The organism is Agrobacterium sp. K11 (assembly GCF_059429395.1).
Genome location: NZ_JCAHRB010000003.1, coordinates 596,975 through 612,919 on the forward strand (window position 1 = coordinate 596,975; position 15,945 = coordinate 612,919).

Annotated in this window: 16 protein-coding genes; 9 read left to right on the forward strand and 7 right to left on the reverse strand. The window is 59.5% G+C overall.

Annotated elements, in window-relative coordinates:
* Positions 1-35: 35 nt before the first annotated feature.
* Entirely contained in the window at positions 36-2,063 is a 2,028-nt protein-coding gene (locus tag AC5SEO_RS08075) for a methyl-accepting chemotaxis protein (protein WP_003514848.1), read from the reverse strand.
* Positions 2,064-2,411: 348 nt separating this feature from the next.
* Between AC5SEO_RS08075 and rpmH the strand changes: the two genes are divergently transcribed.
* The 4 genes from rpmH to yihA are packed head-to-tail and all read left to right on the forward strand — an operon-like array spanning position 2,412 to position 5,418.
* A complete protein-coding gene (rpmH, locus tag AC5SEO_RS08080) occupies positions 2,412-2,549 on the forward strand; it encodes a 50S ribosomal protein L34 (protein ID WP_013635393.1) in 138 nt (45 codons plus the stop codon).
* 36 nt (positions 2,550-2,585) lie between these two features.
* The gene (gene rnpA / locus AC5SEO_RS08085; RefSeq protein ID WP_003514841.1) at positions 2,586-2,969 is read left to right on the forward strand and encodes a ribonuclease P protein component; all 384 of its coding nucleotides are present in this window, start codon (positions 2,586-2,588) and stop codon (positions 2,967-2,969) included.
* Entirely contained in the window at positions 2,969-4,768 is a 1,800-nt protein-coding gene (gene yidC, locus AC5SEO_RS08090; RefSeq protein ID WP_113291248.1) for a membrane protein insertase YidC, read from the forward strand. Before rnpA ends, yidC begins: the two co-directional genes overlap by 1 nt.
* Positions 4,765-5,418: a ribosome biogenesis GTP-binding protein YihA/YsxC gene (gene yihA / locus AC5SEO_RS08095; protein ID WP_003514838.1), complete on the forward strand. Its 654-nt coding sequence runs from the start codon at positions 4,765-4,767 to the stop codon at positions 5,416-5,418. Before yidC ends, yihA begins: the two co-directional genes overlap by 4 nt.
* Positions 5,419-5,431: 13 nt before the next feature.
* Here yihA and AC5SEO_RS08100 read toward each other — a convergent pair whose 3' ends face one another.
* A complete protein-coding gene (locus tag AC5SEO_RS08100) occupies positions 5,432-5,809 on the reverse strand; it encodes a hypothetical protein (protein ID WP_038489701.1) in 378 nt (125 codons plus the stop codon).
* Positions 5,810-6,169: 360 nt separating this feature from the next.
* Here AC5SEO_RS08100 and argB point away from each other — a divergent pair, with 360 nt between their 5' ends.
* Positions 6,170-7,054, forward strand: coding sequence for an acetylglutamate kinase (gene argB, locus AC5SEO_RS08105; RefSeq protein WP_003514834.1), 885 nt, complete (start codon positions 6,170-6,172; stop codon positions 7,052-7,054).
* Positions 7,055-7,102: 48 nt separating this feature from the next.
* On the opposite strand, the gene AC5SEO_RS08110 is transcribed toward argB, so the two are convergent.
* Positions 7,103-8,020: an EamA family transporter gene (locus tag AC5SEO_RS08110; protein WP_035252051.1), complete on the reverse strand. Its 918-nt coding sequence runs from the start codon at positions 8,018-8,020 to the stop codon at positions 7,103-7,105.
* Positions 8,021-8,126: 106 nt separating this feature from the next.
* Here AC5SEO_RS08110 and AC5SEO_RS08115 point away from each other — a divergent pair, with 106 nt between their 5' ends.
* Positions 8,127-8,840: a pyrimidine 5'-nucleotidase gene (locus tag AC5SEO_RS08115; RefSeq protein WP_174060679.1), complete on the forward strand. Its 714-nt coding sequence runs from the start codon at positions 8,127-8,129 to the stop codon at positions 8,838-8,840.
* A gap of 122 nt (positions 8,841-8,962) precedes the next feature.
* A complete protein-coding gene (locus tag AC5SEO_RS08120; protein WP_113291250.1) occupies positions 8,963-9,559 on the forward strand; it encodes an EF-hand domain-containing protein in 597 nt (198 codons plus the stop codon).
* A 43-nt stretch (positions 9,560-9,602) separates the two neighbouring features.
* Here AC5SEO_RS08120 and AC5SEO_RS08125 read toward each other — a convergent pair whose 3' ends face one another.
* Positions 9,603-9,860, reverse strand: coding sequence for a BQ00720 family protein (locus tag AC5SEO_RS08125; protein WP_003493591.1), 258 nt, complete (start codon positions 9,858-9,860; stop codon positions 9,603-9,605).
* A gap of 56 nt (positions 9,861-9,916) precedes the next feature.
* Positions 9,917-10,342, reverse strand: coding sequence for an Hsp20 family protein (locus tag AC5SEO_RS08130; RefSeq protein ID WP_013635387.1), 426 nt, complete (start codon positions 10,340-10,342; stop codon positions 9,917-9,919).
* Between the two features lie 212 nt (positions 10,343-10,554).
* Here AC5SEO_RS08130 and AC5SEO_RS08135 point away from each other — a divergent pair, with 212 nt between their 5' ends.
* Positions 10,555-11,499 carry a nucleoside hydrolase gene (locus AC5SEO_RS08135; RefSeq protein WP_174060678.1) on the forward strand — a complete coding sequence of 315 codons (945 nt, stop codon included), beginning with the start codon at positions 10,555-10,557 and terminating at the stop codon, positions 11,497-11,499.
* Between the two features lie 70 nt (positions 11,500-11,569).
* On the opposite strand, the gene AC5SEO_RS08140 is transcribed toward AC5SEO_RS08135, so the two are convergent.
* Positions 11,570-13,915, reverse strand: coding sequence for a methyl-accepting chemotaxis protein (locus tag AC5SEO_RS08140; RefSeq protein ID WP_026330650.1), 2,346 nt, complete (start codon positions 13,913-13,915; stop codon positions 11,570-11,572).
* A gap of 166 nt (positions 13,916-14,081) precedes the next feature.
* Positions 14,082-14,942 carry an LOG family protein gene (locus AC5SEO_RS08145; RefSeq protein WP_174067973.1) on the reverse strand — a complete coding sequence of 287 codons (861 nt, stop codon included), beginning with the start codon at positions 14,940-14,942 and terminating at the stop codon, positions 14,082-14,084.
* 144 nt (positions 14,943-15,086) lie between these two features.
* On the opposite strand from AC5SEO_RS08145, the gene dapD reads away from it, so the two are divergent.
* Positions 15,087-15,941, forward strand: a complete 855-nt coding sequence (dapD, locus tag AC5SEO_RS08150; protein ID WP_003514821.1) for a 2,3,4,5-tetrahydropyridine-2,6-dicarboxylate N-succinyltransferase — start codon at positions 15,087-15,089, stop codon at positions 15,939-15,941.
* The last annotated feature ends 4 nt before the right edge of the window (positions 15,942-15,945 follow it).

The window sequence follows — 15,945 nt, forward strand, 5'->3', positions numbered from 1 at the left end:
GAACCGGTCTCAAGCGAAACCGCAGGCGGAATGGCTTAGAACTCCTGCCAGTCCCCGTTCGCTACGGCAGCGGCTGGTTGGGCGTTGAGAGCGCGGCTGACGCTGCTCATCAATTTACGTGCCGGAGAGGCCACGGCCGCTGCCCTTCCGGACACCGCCACGGGCCGCATCGGCTGTTCTGCGCGAGAGCGGATCTGACCATCCTCTACGCCGACCTTGAAGCGCGACACCAGCGTGACGAGATGGCCCGCTTCACCGCTCAGCTTGTGGGTTGCGGCCGAGGTTTCCTCCACCATTGCGGCATTGCGCTGCGTCACCTGATCCATCTGGTTGATGGCGGTATTCACCTCATGCAGGCCGGTCGACTGTTCCCGCGCCGCCGTGGCGATCGAATGGATATGTTCGTTGATAGCCAGAACGCGGGTCTCGATCTCGCCCAGCGCGCTGCCGGTTCTCTGCACCAGCGACACACCGCGCCCGACCTCTTCGCCGGACTTGGTGATCAGCGCCTTGATGTCCTTCGCAGCCGTCGCGGAGCGTTGCGCCAGTTCACGCACTTCCTGTGCGACGACAGCGAAGCCCTTGCCCGCCTCACCCGCACGCGCGGCCTCAACGCCGGCGTTCAGCGCCAGGAGGTTGGTCTGAAAGGCGATCTCGTCAATGACATTGATGATCTGGCTGATTTCCCGCGAGGCATGCTCGATCCGATCCATAGCGGAGACGGCATCGCGCACGACATTGGCGGATTCTGCCGTCTTCTGCTTGGTCTCGGCAACCATGGTGCTGGCTTCCTGTGCCCGATCCGTGGAATTGCGAACGACGGCGGTGATTTCGTCGAGGGCGGCGGAGGTTTCCTCCAGTGCCGCAGCCTGCTGTTCCGTCCGCTTCGAAAGGTCGTCGGCCGCCGAACGCAATTCGTTCGCATTGCCGCTGATGCCTTCCGTGCTGCTGCGCACTTCCCGCATCGTCTCCCGCAGCTTGGCCAGCGTCTCGTTGACATTGGTCTGGAGCTCGGCGAACACGCCGCGGAACTCGCCATCCATCTTTTCCGTCAGATCGCCCCGCGCCAGACCTTCGATGACGCGGCTGGTCTCGGAAACACCATTGTCCACGCCGGTGAGCAGGGCATTGATCGTCGCAGCGAAACGATTGAGGTTTTCGTCGCCGTAATCCTTGTTGATGCGGCGGCTGAAATCGCCCTGGGCCGCAGCGTCGACGACAACGGCCATGCCGGCCTGCAGATCATCGCTCTTGGCACGCATGGCGGTTTCCTGCGCATTCATGCGGCGCACTTCACGACCGTTCTTCTTGAAGACTTCGACTGCCGCTGCCATTTCGCCGATTTCGTCGGTCCGGCCGAGATAGGGCACGTCCGCATCCAGATTTCCGTCCGCAACGGCATTCATCACTTCCGAAACCTTGCGGATGGGCGCGCTGAGCTGCCGCGCTCCGATGTAGAGGCCGAACGCCGCGCCGGCCAATATGCCGCTACCGGTGACGATGATGACCAGCCAGAAGGTCGTCGTTACAAACCCGTCAATGCCCGCCTTGACGGCTTCAAGCCCGGCGATGTCATTCTTCACGACAGCATCGATTTCCGCCTGATAGGCTTTGCGGTTGGCCCGGTTCGCGTCGTTGTTACCCTGCTGGTTGGCGGCCTGCGGGCCGGCCTCGCGGGCAAGCCGCGCCGTTTCCAGACGGAAGGCCTTGAATTCCTTGAAGCGACTGGAGAGATTGTCGAAGGCCGCCTTCTGTTCTGCCGGAACGAGAGGGGTCCAGGTTGCGATCAGCTTCTCCATGGCGTCGAGGTTCTTGACGATGCCATCAGCAAAAGGTGCCGCCTTTTCGATATCGGGCGCAGCGTAGACCCCGCGCGCCTCCATGACGACCGCAGTCACAAGCCGGTTCAGCGCTTCACCCTTATAGGCGCGCTCCGCTGCCTTTTCGTATCCGACCGTGCGCACCTGAAACTCGCTGACCGCATATATGGACAGGCCGCCGATGGTGCAGGCCACAAGGCTCATAAGCCCGACAAGAAGATTGATACGACCGCGAATTCTCAATTTCGTTCCCCCAAAAGCCAGCCGCACGATGGAAAATGGGAAGCTGGCATAACTTTTCCCATCACAACATTTATCAATGCCGCCTTAAGAAAGAATTTCAGAATTTACCGATCGTGCGATCGGAATGCGCCCGCAGCGCCCGTGAGCGAAGCCGATTTCATGGCGCTTCCGCAAAAGGTGAAGCGCGAAAACCCCTTCGGCAATTGACTTTGCTCGGCCTATGCCCTTATAAGCCGCGCACGCTCGGCCATTAAAAGCTCGCCCAGGCGGGGTTAGCCGTGCAAAAAACGAAACGCTCTTGCAAATAGTGCAAATTCAAGAAGGGCCGCACACCGCGGTATTAAATAAATGTCGAAGCGTACATTCCAGCCATCCAAGCTTGTTCGCAAGCGTCGTCATGGTTTCCGTGCCCGTATGGCTACTGCCGGCGGTCGCAAAGTTCTCGCAGCCCGCCGTGCGCGCGGCCGCGCAAGTCTGTCGGCTTAATTGCCGTCTCTGTGGCCCGATGAAAGTCGCGGGCACATGAGCAAGACAAAAAAACTGCCCGGCCGGCTTAAAAACCGGTCGGATTTTCTTGCCGTGCAGACGGGGGAAAAGCGTCGGGGAGGCACCTTTCTTCTGGAGGTCCTCGACAGGAAAACCCCGGAAACCGAACCTCGGGTCGGTTTCACCGTAACGAAAAGACAAGGCAACGCGGTCGAGCGAAATCGCATGCGCCGCCGTCTCAAGGAAGCCGTCAGGCTTTCTGCCGGATTCGCAATGAAGCCCGGCCATGACTATGTGATTGTCGCCCGCAGGGACGTGCTCGAGACGGCCTTCCCGAAACTTCAGTCTCTCCTTACCGAGCGAATTGAAGGAACGGCGAAACCGAAACGGTCCCAGGACACCCGCTCCAGGAAAGAATGATGGAAAAGAACCGCAATTACTTCATCGCGATAGCCCTTTCGGTTGTCATCGTCCTCGCCTGGCAATTCCTTTACATGAATCCGCGCATCGAGCAGCAGCGCCGCGCCGAAGAGGCCCGCCAGGCGCAGCAGCAGACGACGCAGCAACAACCGGCACCGGGTGCCGCACCCGGCGTGACCGTCGACGGCGCACCGCCTGCCTCCTCCACGCAGGCCGCCGCCACGGCGACGCGTGAAGAGGCGATTGCAAAAAGCCAGCGTGTCGCCATCGACACCAACGCCATCGCCGGCTCGATCAATCTGACCGGCGCCCGCTTCGATGACATCCGGCTCAAGGGCTACCATGAGACCGTCGATGACTCGAGCCCGATCATCACGCTGTTTTCGCCTTCCGACACCAAGGACGGCTACTTCACCGAACTCGGTTACGTTGGCGGTGCCGATGCCGGCAGCGTTCCCGGTCCTTCGACCGTGTGGACACTCGCAAGCGGCGACAAGCTGACGGAGACCACACCGGTTACGCTGAAGTATACCAACCAGAATGGCGTCGTTTTCTCGCGTACCGTTTCGATCGATCAGCATTACATGATCACGGTCAACGACAAGGTCGAGAACCCCGGGCAGGCGCCCGTCTCCTTTGCCACCTACGGCCGCGTGACGCGCAACAACAAGCCCGCAATACCGCCCGTTTTCGTCATCCATGAAGGCTTCCTCGGCGTCTCGGGCAAAGACGGCAGCCTGACGGAAGAAAAATATAAGGATGTCGAAGAAACCCCGGTAACGATTGCCAAGGCGACCGGCGGCTGGCTCGGCATCACCGACAAATATTGGGCCGCTGCCATTGTGCCGCCGCAGATGACGCCGTTCGAAACGCGTTACTCGCACATCAAGGGCAATCAGCCGAGCTACCAGGCCGATTTCAAGAGCGACACGATGACGGTCGAACCCGGCCAGTCCATCGAACTGAAGAGCCTTGTCTTCGCCGGTGCCAAGGAAGTGCCGCTGGTTGACCGCTATGAAACCGAATATTCCATTCCGAAGTTCGACCTGTTGATCGACTGGGGCTGGTTCTACTTCATCACCAAGCCGATGTTCAAAATGATGGATTTCTTCTTCCGTTATTTTGGCAACTTCGGTGTGGCCATCCTGCTGACCACCATCGTCGTCAAGGCTCTCTTCTTCCCGCTCGCCAGCAAGCAATATGCATCCATGGCGAACATGAAGCGCATGCAGCCGAAGATGGAAGAGCTGAAGGCCAAGCATGGCGATGACCGCATGGCCATGCAGCAGGCGATGATGCAGCTCTACAAGGAAGAGAAGATCAATCCGGTTGCCGGCTGCTGGCCGATGCTGCTGCAGATTCCGGTCTTCTTCGCGCTCTACAAGGTCATCTACGTCACCATCGAAATGCGGCATGCACCGTTCTTCGGCTGGATTCACGACCTTTCCGCGCCCGATCCGACCTCGCTTTTCAACCTGTTCGGCCTTCTGCCCTACGACGTGCCGCACTTCCTGATGATCGGCGTCTGGCCGCTCGTCATGGGCATCACGATGTTCCTGCAGATGCGCATGAACCCGACCCCACCCGATCCGACACAGGCGATGATCTTCACCTGGATGCCGCTGATCTTCACCTTCATGCTGGCTTCGTTCCCCGCCGGTCTGGTTATCTACTGGGCATGGAACAACACGCTGTCGATCTCGCAGCAGGCCCTCATCATGAAGCGTCACGGTGCCAAGATCGAACTGTTCGATAATCTCAAAGGGCTATTCAAGCGAAAGCCGGTGCAATCGAAATGAGTGAAACCGGCCCGGCAACCGAAAAGCCCCTCTTTGGGCGACCCTGGATATTCATTCGCGGCGTTCCCGCGATGAAATTCCTGCCGCCCGAAGGCCCGCCGGAGATTGCCTTCGCCGGACGTTCGAATGTCGGCAAGTCTTCGCTCATCAATGCGCTGGTGGGCCACAAAGGCCTTGCCCGCACCTCCAACACACCCGGACGCACGCAGGAACTGAACTACTTCGTTCCTGAGGGTTATTCCGGTGAGCCGGGCGACCTGCCGCCGATGGCGCTGGTCGATATGCCGGGTTACGGCTATGCGCAGGCGCCGAAGGACCATGTCGATGCCTGGACGAAGCTCGTCTTCGATTACCTGCGGGGACGTGCGACGCTGAAGCGCGTCTACGTGCTGATCGATTCCCGCCACGGAATAAAAAAGAACGACGAGGAGGTTCTTGGCCTGCTCGACAAGGCGGCCGTGTCCTATCAGGTCGTGCTGACGAAGACGGACAAGATCAAGGACGTTGGCGTTCCCCGGCTGATCAGTGAAACGCTGGAAAAAATCCGCAAGCGTCCCGCCGCCTATCCGGAAGTTCTCGCTACCTCTTCGGAGAAATCCTTCGGGCTGGATAGCCTGCGCGCCGAGATCGTACGAACGGTCTCGCTCTAAAAGACCCTCGCCTTCAGGCGATGGTGAAAAGCAGGACGGCGGTCCACAGCATCGCCGTCAATGCCAGAAGCCGCCAGAAACGCACGGAATTCCACACCTCCAGAAGCATTGCGGCGAATATGCTGCCATTGCGAAGCGGCTGGCCCTTGAATGGCAGACCGGAGCGAAGCGGATCCCTGTCAAGCAGGGCTGCAACGCCCGCTCTTTCGCGATATTCGGTTTCCGCCAGATTGTCCCGCCAGCGCCTGACCATGGCCGCAAACTGGCGGTCGCGTTTGACGCGTTTTGCAAGCTCCGCCATGCTTTCCGGTGGCAAGGCACCCAGCACATATTCGCCAGCGAGTACTTCGTCCCGCAAACCGCTTTGCTTGTCTCGATCCGGTACGGCCATATGTTTTCAAACTCCTCGGTCGTTCAGGCCAGCATCGTTTTTTGCGATGCGCAACGATCCTCCGTCGCCCTGCTGAATAACCCCTCCCCTGCTCGCCACAAGGCTGGTCCGATTGGTGCTTTATGTCAATCTCATTACGCGCCGCAGGCCGCCCAAAAGCGGAATTTTACTATGCGCCGACACAATATGGCCCGGAGGTTACTTCATTCATTCACCCCGCGTATTCACCTGTCCTTGCAAACGCATCGACATGCCGAATCTGCGCATCCTGCACCGCAAAAATCGATTCCGATTTTTGCGCCGATGCTGTAGAGCGATGAAAGGCTCTCAAGGGCCGCAACCACAGACCGAGGTTTTTCCATGACTGCTTCCGAAAGCGAGACTCAGGCGCGGCTGCTCGCACAGGCTCTGCCCTTTATGCAGAAATATGAGAACAAGACCATCGTGGTGAAATATGGCGGTCATGCCATGGGCGACTCCACACTTGGAAAGGCTTTTGCGGAAGATATCGCCCTGTTGAAGCAGTCCGGTATAAACCCCATCGTCGTGCACGGCGGCGGCCCGCAGATCGGCGCGATGCTGACGAAGATGGGCATTGAATCGAAGTTCGAAAGCGGCTTGCGCGTTACCGATGCCAAGACAGTCGAGATCGTCGAAATGGTTCTGGCCGGCTCGATCAACAAGGAGATCGTCGCGCTCATCAACCAGACGGGCGAATGGGCCATTGGCCTGTGCGGCAAGGACGGCAACATGGTCTTCGCCGAAAAGGCGAAAAAGACCGTCGTCGATCCCGACAGCAATATCGAGCGCGTTCTCGATCTTGGTTTTGTCGGTGAAGTCGTCGAGGTCGACCGCACCCTGCTCGACCTGCTTGCCAAGTCGGAGATGATCCCGGTCATCGCTCCCGTCGCTCCCGGTCGCGATGGCGCCACCTACAACATCAATGCCGACACCTTTGCCGGCGCAATCGCCGGTGCGCTCAACGCCACCCGCCTCCTGTTCCTCACGGACGTGCCTGGTGTTCTCGACAAGAACAAGGAACTCATCAAGGAACTGACGGTCTCCCAGGCGCGTGCGCTGATCAAGGACGGCACGATTTCCGGTGGGATGATCCCGAAGGTCGAGACCTGCATCGAGGCCATCAAGGCCGGCGTTCAGGGCGTGGTGATCCTCAACGGCAAGACCGCCCATTCCGTTCTTCTGGAAATCTTCACGGAAGGCGCGGGCACGCTCATCGTGCCCTGATACGGTTCATGTGGCGGACGGGAATGCCTGTCCGCCACGACAACACTTTCAGCCGAATATCAGAAGCGACAGCACGCCCAGCACGATCAGCAGGCAGCCCGAGAGTTCCAGCCGGTTGATCTTTTCCTTGAAGAAGAGCACGGTCGAGGCGAAGGCGAAGAGCATCTCCACCTGCGCCAGCGCCTTGACCACAGCCGCCTGCTGCAACGTCATCGCCGTGAACCAGCCGAATGACGCCGTGGCCCCCACGAAACCGACCGCAAGCGACGGTTTCCATGCCTTCGCGATCCGCCGCAATTCGTCCCTCTCCCGCCATACGATCCACAAGAACATCGCCAAGGTCTGAGTCACGATGACAACGACGAGGGTAAAGCCGGCCTGCATCACCGCATCCGGTGCTGGCAGGCTGGGTGCTAGCGCCAGCGAGGCCGAACGGTAAGCGACAGACGACAGGCCGAAAAAAGCCCCCGAGGCGAGGCCGATGCCCGCCGTCCGGCTGAAGATGGAGGTGAGAATGGAGGCAGGGGTCACTTCCGTGCGCGCGACCGAAATCAGCATGACGCCAGCCACCGAAATAGCGATGGCCGCAAGAGTGCCGCCATTGACGCTTTCGCCAACGAAAATCAGTGCAAACAATGCCGCCTGCGCCGGCTCAGTTCGGGAATAGGCCGTGCCAACCGCGAAGTTGCGGAAGGAAAAGAGGTGCACCAACAGGAAAGTGGCGGCGATCTGCGCCATGGCCCCGACCATCGCCCAGACGGCGAATGACATGTTCGGCACCGGCAGCGGTCGGCCAAGTACACCATGCAGAAAACCGAGATAGGCAAGAGCGAAGGGCATTCCAAAAACGAAGCGCACGAAAGTTGCGCCCGTGGTGCCCATCATGCCCTTCAGGTGTTTTTGCAGGGTCGAGCGCAGGTTCTGCAAGAACGCGCTTGCGAAGGTTATGCCTATCCAGAGTTCCATGATCTTGGCGGTATCATGCGCTGGAGGCCGCAGCCAAGCCCGATTTTCCCGTCTGTCGTCGTCTTTTCGATTTTCTTCGGCATACGAAACGGGCATAAAGCTGCCCATGGACACAAAGCCGAAAAACCTGCCCGATGCCGCCGATTTCGCCCACGTCAGCGAATGGGTCTTCGACCTCGACAACACGCTCTATCCGCATCACGTCAATCTGTTTTCCCAGATCGATCGTAACATGACGGCCTATGTTGCGGAGCTTTTAAAGCTCGAGCCCGACGAGGCTCGCGCACTTCAGAAGCGCTATTACCACGAACATGGCACCACGCTTCAGGGCCTGATGATCCACTACGGCATCAGCCCGGACGAGTTTCTGGAGCGCGCGCATGCCATCGACTATTCCGCGCTGAGCCCGCATCCGGAGCTCGGCGAGGCAATCAAGGCGTTGCCGGGCCGCAAGTTCATCCTCACCAATGGCAGCGTCAAGCATGCACAGGCAGCGGCGGGCGCGCTCGGCATTCTCGACCATTTCGAGGATATTTTCGATATCGTCGCCGCGGACTATCTGCCAAAACCGGCCAGTGCGACCTATGAGAAGTTTGCCGCACTTGCGAAGCTCGACACCAGAAAAGCCGCCATGTTCGAGGACCTGCCGCGCAATCTCGCGGCACCCAAGGCACTTGGCATGAAGACCGTGCTGCTCGTTCCTTCGAACCTCGAAGGCGTGATCATGGAGCGCTGGGAGATCCCCGCCGCGACGGATGAGCATATCGACTACATCACTGACGATCTGACCGGTTTCCTGACCAAAACGATCACCCGCTGACCGGCAACATCGAAATCGAGCGCAGACGACATTACCGAAGCTTCATGCACCTTACGGATGTTTAAGTAGTGAACTGCCACCTGCGCCACTATCTTCCTCCTCAGGGACACCAACGGAAGGTAATGACGATGTCTACACGAAAGATCGCACTCTCTGCTCTTGGCGCAGCCCTCTTGCTCGGCTCGGCCGCTACAGCCAGCTTTGCGGCCCCGCCAGCGCACGGCAAAGGCCACGGCGAGCGCATGCCGTTCCGCCCGGAACTGGCGTTCGTTCAGCTGCTGAAGGTGGCCGACACCAACAAGGACGGCAAGATTACCAAGGAAGAGTTCGCCGCACGTCAGGACGCACTTTTTGCCGAGATCGACAAGGACAAGGACGGTTCGATCACGCCAAAGGAAATGCGTGAATACCGCCAGGCCAAAATGGAGGCGTTCCGTGCGGCTCATCCGCGCCCAGAGGCTGCTAACGCCAAAGCGGGCGAAGGCAAGGGACCTGAGGGCAAGCGCGCCGAACGCGAACATGGCGGTCGTCAGGGCTGGGGCAAGCATGGCGGCAAGGGTGGGGCGTTCGCGATGATGCGCATGGCCGACACCGATGAAAACGGCCAGGTCAGCAAGGCCGAATTCACCGCAGCCGGCGAAAAAATGTTCGAACGGCTGGACAGGAACAAGGACGGCGTCATCTCTATCGATGATATGCCAGACCGCCCGTTCCTTTAATCACATAAGAAAAAGCCCGCTCAATCGGCGGGCTTTTTTCCTTTCAATGCAGGCTGACGGTTTTCAGATCGTCTTCGGCAGCCTTGAAAAACGTGCTGGAACGATTGTCTGTCAGGAGGATCGGCGTGCCATCCGCGCCAAACAGGGCCCAGAGATCGAGTTGCGGATCGAGATCAGGCGCTTCCGGGAAACAGCGGCTTACGTCTTCCGCGCGGATTTTACGGATATAGCCCACTTCTCCCTCGCCGATATGAGCGAGCTGGGACCGGGTGAGACGCGCATGCGCTTCTTTTAAAAGCATATTTCAGCCTCCTTCTTCACGCCGAGCGATTCGTGTCGGATTCCGGCGTTCACGTTCTACTCTGAGACGGAAATATTAATTTTCTTTACCACGTTTGAAATTTCGGGCTTCACCAGATCGATGGCAAGAAGGCCGTTGCGCAGGCGCGCGTCCCTCACCTGCATGCCGTCTGCAAGCACGAAGACCCGCTGGAATTGCCGGGCAGCGATACCCCGGTAGAGAAAATCTCGCTTTTCCTGCTCCTGCTGGCGACCGCGAATGACGAGCTGATTGTCGGCCGTCGTCACATCCAGATCGTCCTGCGAAAAACCGGCGACTGCAATCGTGATACGCAGGCGTTCCGGCACGTCTTCACCGCCGGGCAGGCGCTCGATGTTGTATGGAGGGTAGCCATCATTGGCCTTCGCCATACGCTCCAGCGTTTTTTCCATGGCATCAAAACCCAGCAAAAGCGGGTGGGTGAATGGCGTCATGCGGCTCATATCGTCTCTGTCCTTGCAACCAAGCGACGTTTCGCGGTCCCGCTTCCGGCAACCCTGCCGGTCAATCTTACCGGCTCTACGCAATATGGGAAGCAAAACCACGATGCGCAAGGCGGGGCCACAAGGCAAAGGCGGGCACGCCGAGGAATGAGACTTGACAAGTGAGCGTCCGCCGCTCGAAAAAAGCGCCTTATCTCAACGGCGGGCAAGACATGGCAGAACGCAGAAAAATCATCATAGACACGGATCCAGGTCAGGACGACGCGGCAGCGATCATGCTGGCTTTCGCAAGCCCGGAAGAAATTGAAATTCTCGGTCTGTGCGCCGTCGCCGGCAATGTTCCGCTGAAACTGACCAGCCGCAACATCCGCATCATCTGCGAATTGTGCGACCGCACCGATATTCCCGTCTATGAGGGTGCCGAGCGGCCACTGGTGCGAAAGCCCATCACTGCCGAGCATGTTCACGGCAGCACCGGCCTTGATGGCCCGGTTCTCGACGAGCCGACGATGGAGGCACAAAAGCAGCACGCCGTCGATTTCATGATCGAAACGCTGCTGCGGGAGCCTGCGGGCACCGTGACGCTCTGCACGCTCGGCGCGCTGACCAATGTGGCGCTGGCTTTGCAGAAGGCCCCCGAGATTGCAGGCCGCGTCAAGGAACTTGTGATGATGGGTGGCGGCTTCTTTGAAGGCGGCAACATCACACCGGCTGCGGAATTCAACATCTATGTCGATCCGCAGGCTGCCGATATCGTCTTCCGTTCCGGCGTGCCCATCGTCGTAATGCCGCTTGACGTAACCCACCAGTTGCTGACCACCAAGGCGCGTGTCAGCCGCATTCGCGATATAGGCACACGCCCGGCAATCGCCATGGCGGAAATGCTGGAATTCTTCGAGCGTTTCGACATCGAGAAATACGGTTCGGACGGCGGCCCCCTGCACGATCCAAGCGTCATCGCCTATCTCCTCAAGCCCGAGCTGTTTCAGGGCCGCGATTGCAATGTCGAAATCGAGGTCAATTCCGAACTGACCATGGGCATGACGGTGGTGGATTGGTGGCGGGTGACCGAGCGCCCGGTCAACGCCCGCGTGATGCGAAATGTGGATGCGGACGGCTTTTTCGAATTGCTGACGGAACGTTTCGCCCGCCTCTGATGGGAACGCAGACATGAAAAGGGCCGCTGGCATGACCAGCGGCCCTTTCATTTGGAACCACGGGATATTCTCAGAACTCGGTCCAGTCGTCCTGTGCCAGCGCGTTTGCGCCGCTGGTTCTTGGGCGCGAACGTTGGGTCGCAGCCGAGCGGCCCGATGCCTGTGACGGGGCGACAGGCGCACGCATTGCCGCCGCGGTGGCGCGCAATTGCTGGCTCGACTGGCTGGAATGACCGCCGGATACGGAGAAGCCGGCAACGAGCGATTTCAACGTTTCCGCCTCGCTGTTCAGCGTCACGCTTGCCGCCGTTGTTTCTTCCACCATGGCCGCATTCTGCTGGGTGACCTGATCCATCTGGGTGACGGCGGAATTGATTTCCTTGAGACCGACCGCCTGCTCGCTGGCGGAGGCCGAAATCTGCCGTATCAGCTGGTTGATCTGCAGAACCTGATCGGCAATCTTTCTCATCGTCTCGCCGGCCTTGCCGACCAGCTGGACGCCCTCGCCCACCTGCCTTGCGGAGGTGTTGATCAGACCTTTGATCTCCTTCGCAGCCGTCGCGGAACGTTGCGCCAGTTCACGTACTTCCTGCGCGACGACGGCAAAACCCTTGCCAGCCTCGCCCGCACGGGCAGCTTCCACACCGGCATTCAGCGCCAGAAGGTTGGTCTGGAAAGCGATTTCGTCGATTACCCCGATGATGCGGGAGATTTCCGCCGAGGATTGAGCGATGCCTTCCATGGAACTGACGGCCTGCTGCACGACCTCGCCCGACTTGCCGGCGTCATCGCAGGCATTGCTGACAGCTGTCGCCGCCTGCGCTGCGTTTTCCGCACTGGAATTGACCTGCGCAGTCAGCTGGTTGAGGGCGGCAGCGGTTTCTTCCAGGCTTGCAGCCTGCTGTTCCGTGCGGTGGGAGAGATCGCTCGCAGCGCGGGTGATCTCGCCCGTGCCGTTGCCGATGCTGGCAACGGTTCCGTTGACGGTGGAAACGGTTTCCTCGAGGCTGGCGAGCGCCGAGTTGAAGTCGTTGCGCAGCTTTGCATATTCACCGGGGAACTGGTCCTCGATGCGATAGGTCAGATTGCCCTGCGAGAGCGCATTGAGACCCGCGCCGAGTACGCTCACGATATGTTGCTGCATCCGGCTGTTCTCATTGCGCTCGGATTCGGACCTTTGGCGCTCCGTTTCCGCATTGCCACGCTGCACGGCGGCATCCGCTTCCATTTCGCGGATACCGGCAAGCTTCGCACGGAAGCCTTCCAGAGCCGTTGCCACCGCGCCCGTCTCATCCCTGCGATCCTGTCCGGAAACCGGCACATCGTAACGACCGTCGCTCAGTGTTTTCACATCGGAGACCAGCGAGGCGAGCGGATTGCGGACGAAATAGCGGACGGAGAAATAAAGCGCGGCAATAACCGCCGCAAGAATGACGATCGCCCCGAGGATCATCAGATAAGTCTGCTCCTGCACTGGCGCGTTCAACGCCTGATGCGGGATATCCACCAGAACCACCCAGGTGGCATTGAGGCCCGGAACCGCAAACGGATAGACAAGGCGGTTATAGGGCGCGTCTGTATCAAGGCCGAGATTTTCGATCAGGCCCTGCTTGCCGGATGTGATCGCCGCCTGAACGGTGCTTGCACCCTCTCCGTCATAGGCCTTCATGTTCTGCTCGGGCGTCGGCGGTACCAGCCATTGGCCGCCCTGCGAAATGAGTGTCACACGGCCGGTTTCGAAAGGATGCAGCGCCTGCAGCTTCTGCGACAGAGCTGCCAGCGAGATATCGACCCCCGCCACACCAATCATCTTACCATCAGACATGACGGGATAGGCAAGCGAGGTCATTGTGGTGGGCACTTCCGTGCCTTCGGCCAGATAGGGCTGGGTAATGGCGCCCTTGCCGGATTTGGCAGCGAGCGAATACCACTCCGCCGCATAGTCGTTCTTGAAGGTCGAAAACTGGATGTCGCCTTTCTGGGTCTTCGACCAGTAGGGGGCAAATGCACCCGTTGCATTGGTGCCGAGATCGAGCCTGTTGGCGATCTCGGTGGTCTGTCCGTCGAAAAGGCCCAGCTGCTCACAGAACCAGCTTCCGAAAGCGAAAGCATTCTGCTCGACATTGGCCTTGAGGATGTTGACGATGCCCGGGCGGTCCATCGATTTCGCCTGGTGCGCACGGCCGATGATACCGGCCATGGAGCGGGCAGCGCTGCCGAGTTCACCGACATCGGCGGCGATGACGTTGGCGATGGCGCGTGCCTCGGTGTTCGCCTGATCCATGGTCAGCGAATGGACACGGTCGCTGGTCTGGGAAATGAGGAAGGAGTTCGATGCGACAAGGACCGTGGTGATTGCACAGCCGGTTACAAGGATCAGCTTGGTCGCAAGCGACTTCACTTTGAAATTGAACATTTTGGCCTCGATCAAATCGCCGGCCGAAAAGGCTGGCGTCAACGGATGAGAAATCTCCGTCATGGAGGCCCGCCCGCTGGGGGCAGTGCGCTGCAACGCGACGAGGGGAAATTAGAATATCTTTGCTAATTAACCCCTAAAATTCCCCCGTCGCATCGAGCCGAAATCAGTGCTCGTAATAGGCGGATACGATGTTCCATGCATCGTCGGCCGTTTCGGCGAAATGTAGCAGCTCCATATCTTCGGGCGCAATGGTTCCGAAATCCGCGAGGAATTCGAAATTGACGACGGAGCGCCAGAATTTCTCTCCGAAGAGAATGAGCGGGATGGGCGCCATGCGCTTCGTCTGGATCAGCGTCAGCGTCTCGAAGAGTTCATCGAGCGTGCCGAAACCGCCGGGGAAGATCACCACGGCCTTCGCCCGCATCAGGAAATGCATCTTGCGGATGGCGAAATAGTGGAAGTTGAAGCTCAGCTCCGGCGTGACATAGGGGTTGGGCGCCTGCTCATGCGGCAGAACGATGTTGAGGCCGATGGACGGGCCTCCGACATCGGCTGCGCCGCGATTGCCCGCTTCCATGACGCCGGGACCACCGCCGGTGACCACGACATATTCCAGATGGTCCGATTTCGCGCCGTAGTCGGTGCAGAGCCGGGCGAACTTGCGCGCCTCCTCGTAATAAACCGAGGATTGCTCCAGATTGCGTTTCTGCGTCTCGTTGCGGGCCGCCCAAGCCTCCCCGCCGGGCTCGGGAATGCGCGCGCCGCCGAACATGACGACGGTGGACTTGATGCCCCGCTCGGTCAGCGCCATTTCCGTCTTCAGAAGTTCGAGTTGAAGCCTGACGGGGCGCAACTCCTCGCGGCAGAGAAAATCCATATCCGCGTAGGCAAGCCGGTAGGATGGGGAATCCGACTGCGGTGTTTTGGGAATGACATCGGCCTGCTGCTTGTCCACAGAGCTACGCTTCAACGGGTCCCACACCCCATCCTTGCGCCGCAATTTGCCGTTTTTCAGTCGTGTCATTTCCAAGCCTTTCGTCTGGTGCGCCAAATCACCCAAATCACATTGACGCCTTTCCAACACTCCCTTAGATCAAATGACCAGAGCCTTCCAGCGGCGCGGGACCATCCGTGGCCACGAACACACGCGACATTCAAGGAATTTTCCATGAGCCTTCCGGATCTCACCTCTCTCGAAACCACCATCGAAACAGCCTTCGACAACCGTGACGGTGTGAACGTATCGACAAAGGGCGAGGTTCGCGACGCGGTGAACACATCTCTTCAACTTCTCGACAGCGGCAAGGTCCGCGTCGCCGAAAAGCAGGCGGACGGGAACTGGAAAGTGAACCAATGGCTGAAAAAGGCCGTGCTCCTCTCCTTCCGTCTGAACGACATGGAAATCGTCACCGGCGGCCCGGGTGAATCCACCTGGTGGGACAAGGTGCCGTCGAAGTTCGAGAACTGGGGTGAAAACCAGTTCCGCGCTGCGGGCTTCCGCGCAGTGCCTAACGCCGTCGTGCGCCGCTCGGCCTATGTGGCCAAGAACGTGGTGCTGATGCCTTCCTTCGTCAATCTCGGCGCCTATGTCGATGAAGGCACGATGGTCGACACATGGGCGACGGTCGGCTCCTGCGCGCAGATCGGCAAGAACGTGCATCTGTCCGGCGGCGTTGGCATCGGCGGCGTTCTGGAGCCGCTTCAGGCCGGCCCGACCATCATCGAGGACAATTGCTTCATCGGTGCCCGTTCGGAAGTCGTAGAAGGCTGCATCGTGCGCGAAGGCGCCGTTCTTGGCATGGGCGTCTTCATCGGCAAGTCGACCAAGATCGTCGATCGCGCCACCGGCGAGATCACCTATGGCGAAGTGCCACCCTATTCCGTCGTCGTTGCCGGCACCATGCCGGGCAAGCCGTTCCCGAACGGCGAGCCGGGCCCGAGCCTTTATTGCGCCGTCATCGTCAAGCGCGTCGATGAAAAGACCCGCTCCAAGACCGGCATCAACGAGCTTCTGCGCGACTGATAAA

Excerpts from the sequence above, each read along its gene's own strand:
- rpmH (WP_013635393.1), top strand. The coding sequence starts at position 2,412 with ATGTCGAAGCGTACATTCCAGCCATCCAAGCTTGTTCGCAAGCGTCGT.
- rnpA (WP_003514841.1), top strand. The coding sequence starts at position 2,586 with ATGAGCAAGACAAAAAAACTGCCCGGCCGGCTTAAAAACCGGTCGGAT.
- yidC (WP_113291248.1), top strand. The coding sequence starts at position 2,969 with ATGGAAAAGAACCGCAATTACTTCATCGCGATAGCCCTTTCGGTTGTC.
- yihA (WP_003514838.1), top strand. The coding sequence starts at position 4,765 with ATGAGTGAAACCGGCCCGGCAACCGAAAAGCCCCTCTTTGGGCGACCC.
- AC5SEO_RS08100 (WP_038489701.1), bottom strand. The coding sequence starts at position 5,809 with ATGGCCGTACCGGATCGAGACAAGCAAAGCGGTTTGCGGGACGAAGTA.
- argB (WP_003514834.1), top strand. The coding sequence starts at position 6,170 with ATGACTGCTTCCGAAAGCGAGACTCAGGCGCGGCTGCTCGCACAGGCT.
- AC5SEO_RS08110 (WP_035252051.1), bottom strand. The coding sequence starts at position 8,020 with ATGGAACTCTGGATAGGCATAACCTTCGCAAGCGCGTTCTTGCAGAAC.
- AC5SEO_RS08115 (WP_174060679.1), top strand. The coding sequence starts at position 8,127 with ATGGACACAAAGCCGAAAAACCTGCCCGATGCCGCCGATTTCGCCCAC.
- AC5SEO_RS08120 (WP_113291250.1), top strand. The coding sequence starts at position 8,963 with ATGACGATGTCTACACGAAAGATCGCACTCTCTGCTCTTGGCGCAGCC.
- AC5SEO_RS08125 (WP_003493591.1), bottom strand. The coding sequence starts at position 9,860 with ATGCTTTTAAAAGAAGCGCATGCGCGTCTCACCCGGTCCCAGCTCGCT.
- AC5SEO_RS08130 (WP_013635387.1), bottom strand. The coding sequence starts at position 10,342 with ATGAGCCGCATGACGCCATTCACCCACCCGCTTTTGCTGGGTTTTGAT.
- AC5SEO_RS08135 (WP_174060678.1), top strand. The coding sequence starts at position 10,555 with ATGGCAGAACGCAGAAAAATCATCATAGACACGGATCCAGGTCAGGAC.
- AC5SEO_RS08140 (WP_026330650.1), bottom strand. The coding sequence starts at position 13,915 with ATGTTCAATTTCAAAGTGAAGTCGCTTGCGACCAAGCTGATCCTTGTA.
- AC5SEO_RS08145 (WP_174067973.1), bottom strand. The coding sequence starts at position 14,942 with ATGACACGACTGAAAAACGGCAAATTGCGGCGCAAGGATGGGGTGTGG.
- dapD (WP_003514821.1), top strand. The coding sequence starts at position 15,087 with ATGAGCCTTCCGGATCTCACCTCTCTCGAAACCACCATCGAAACAGCC.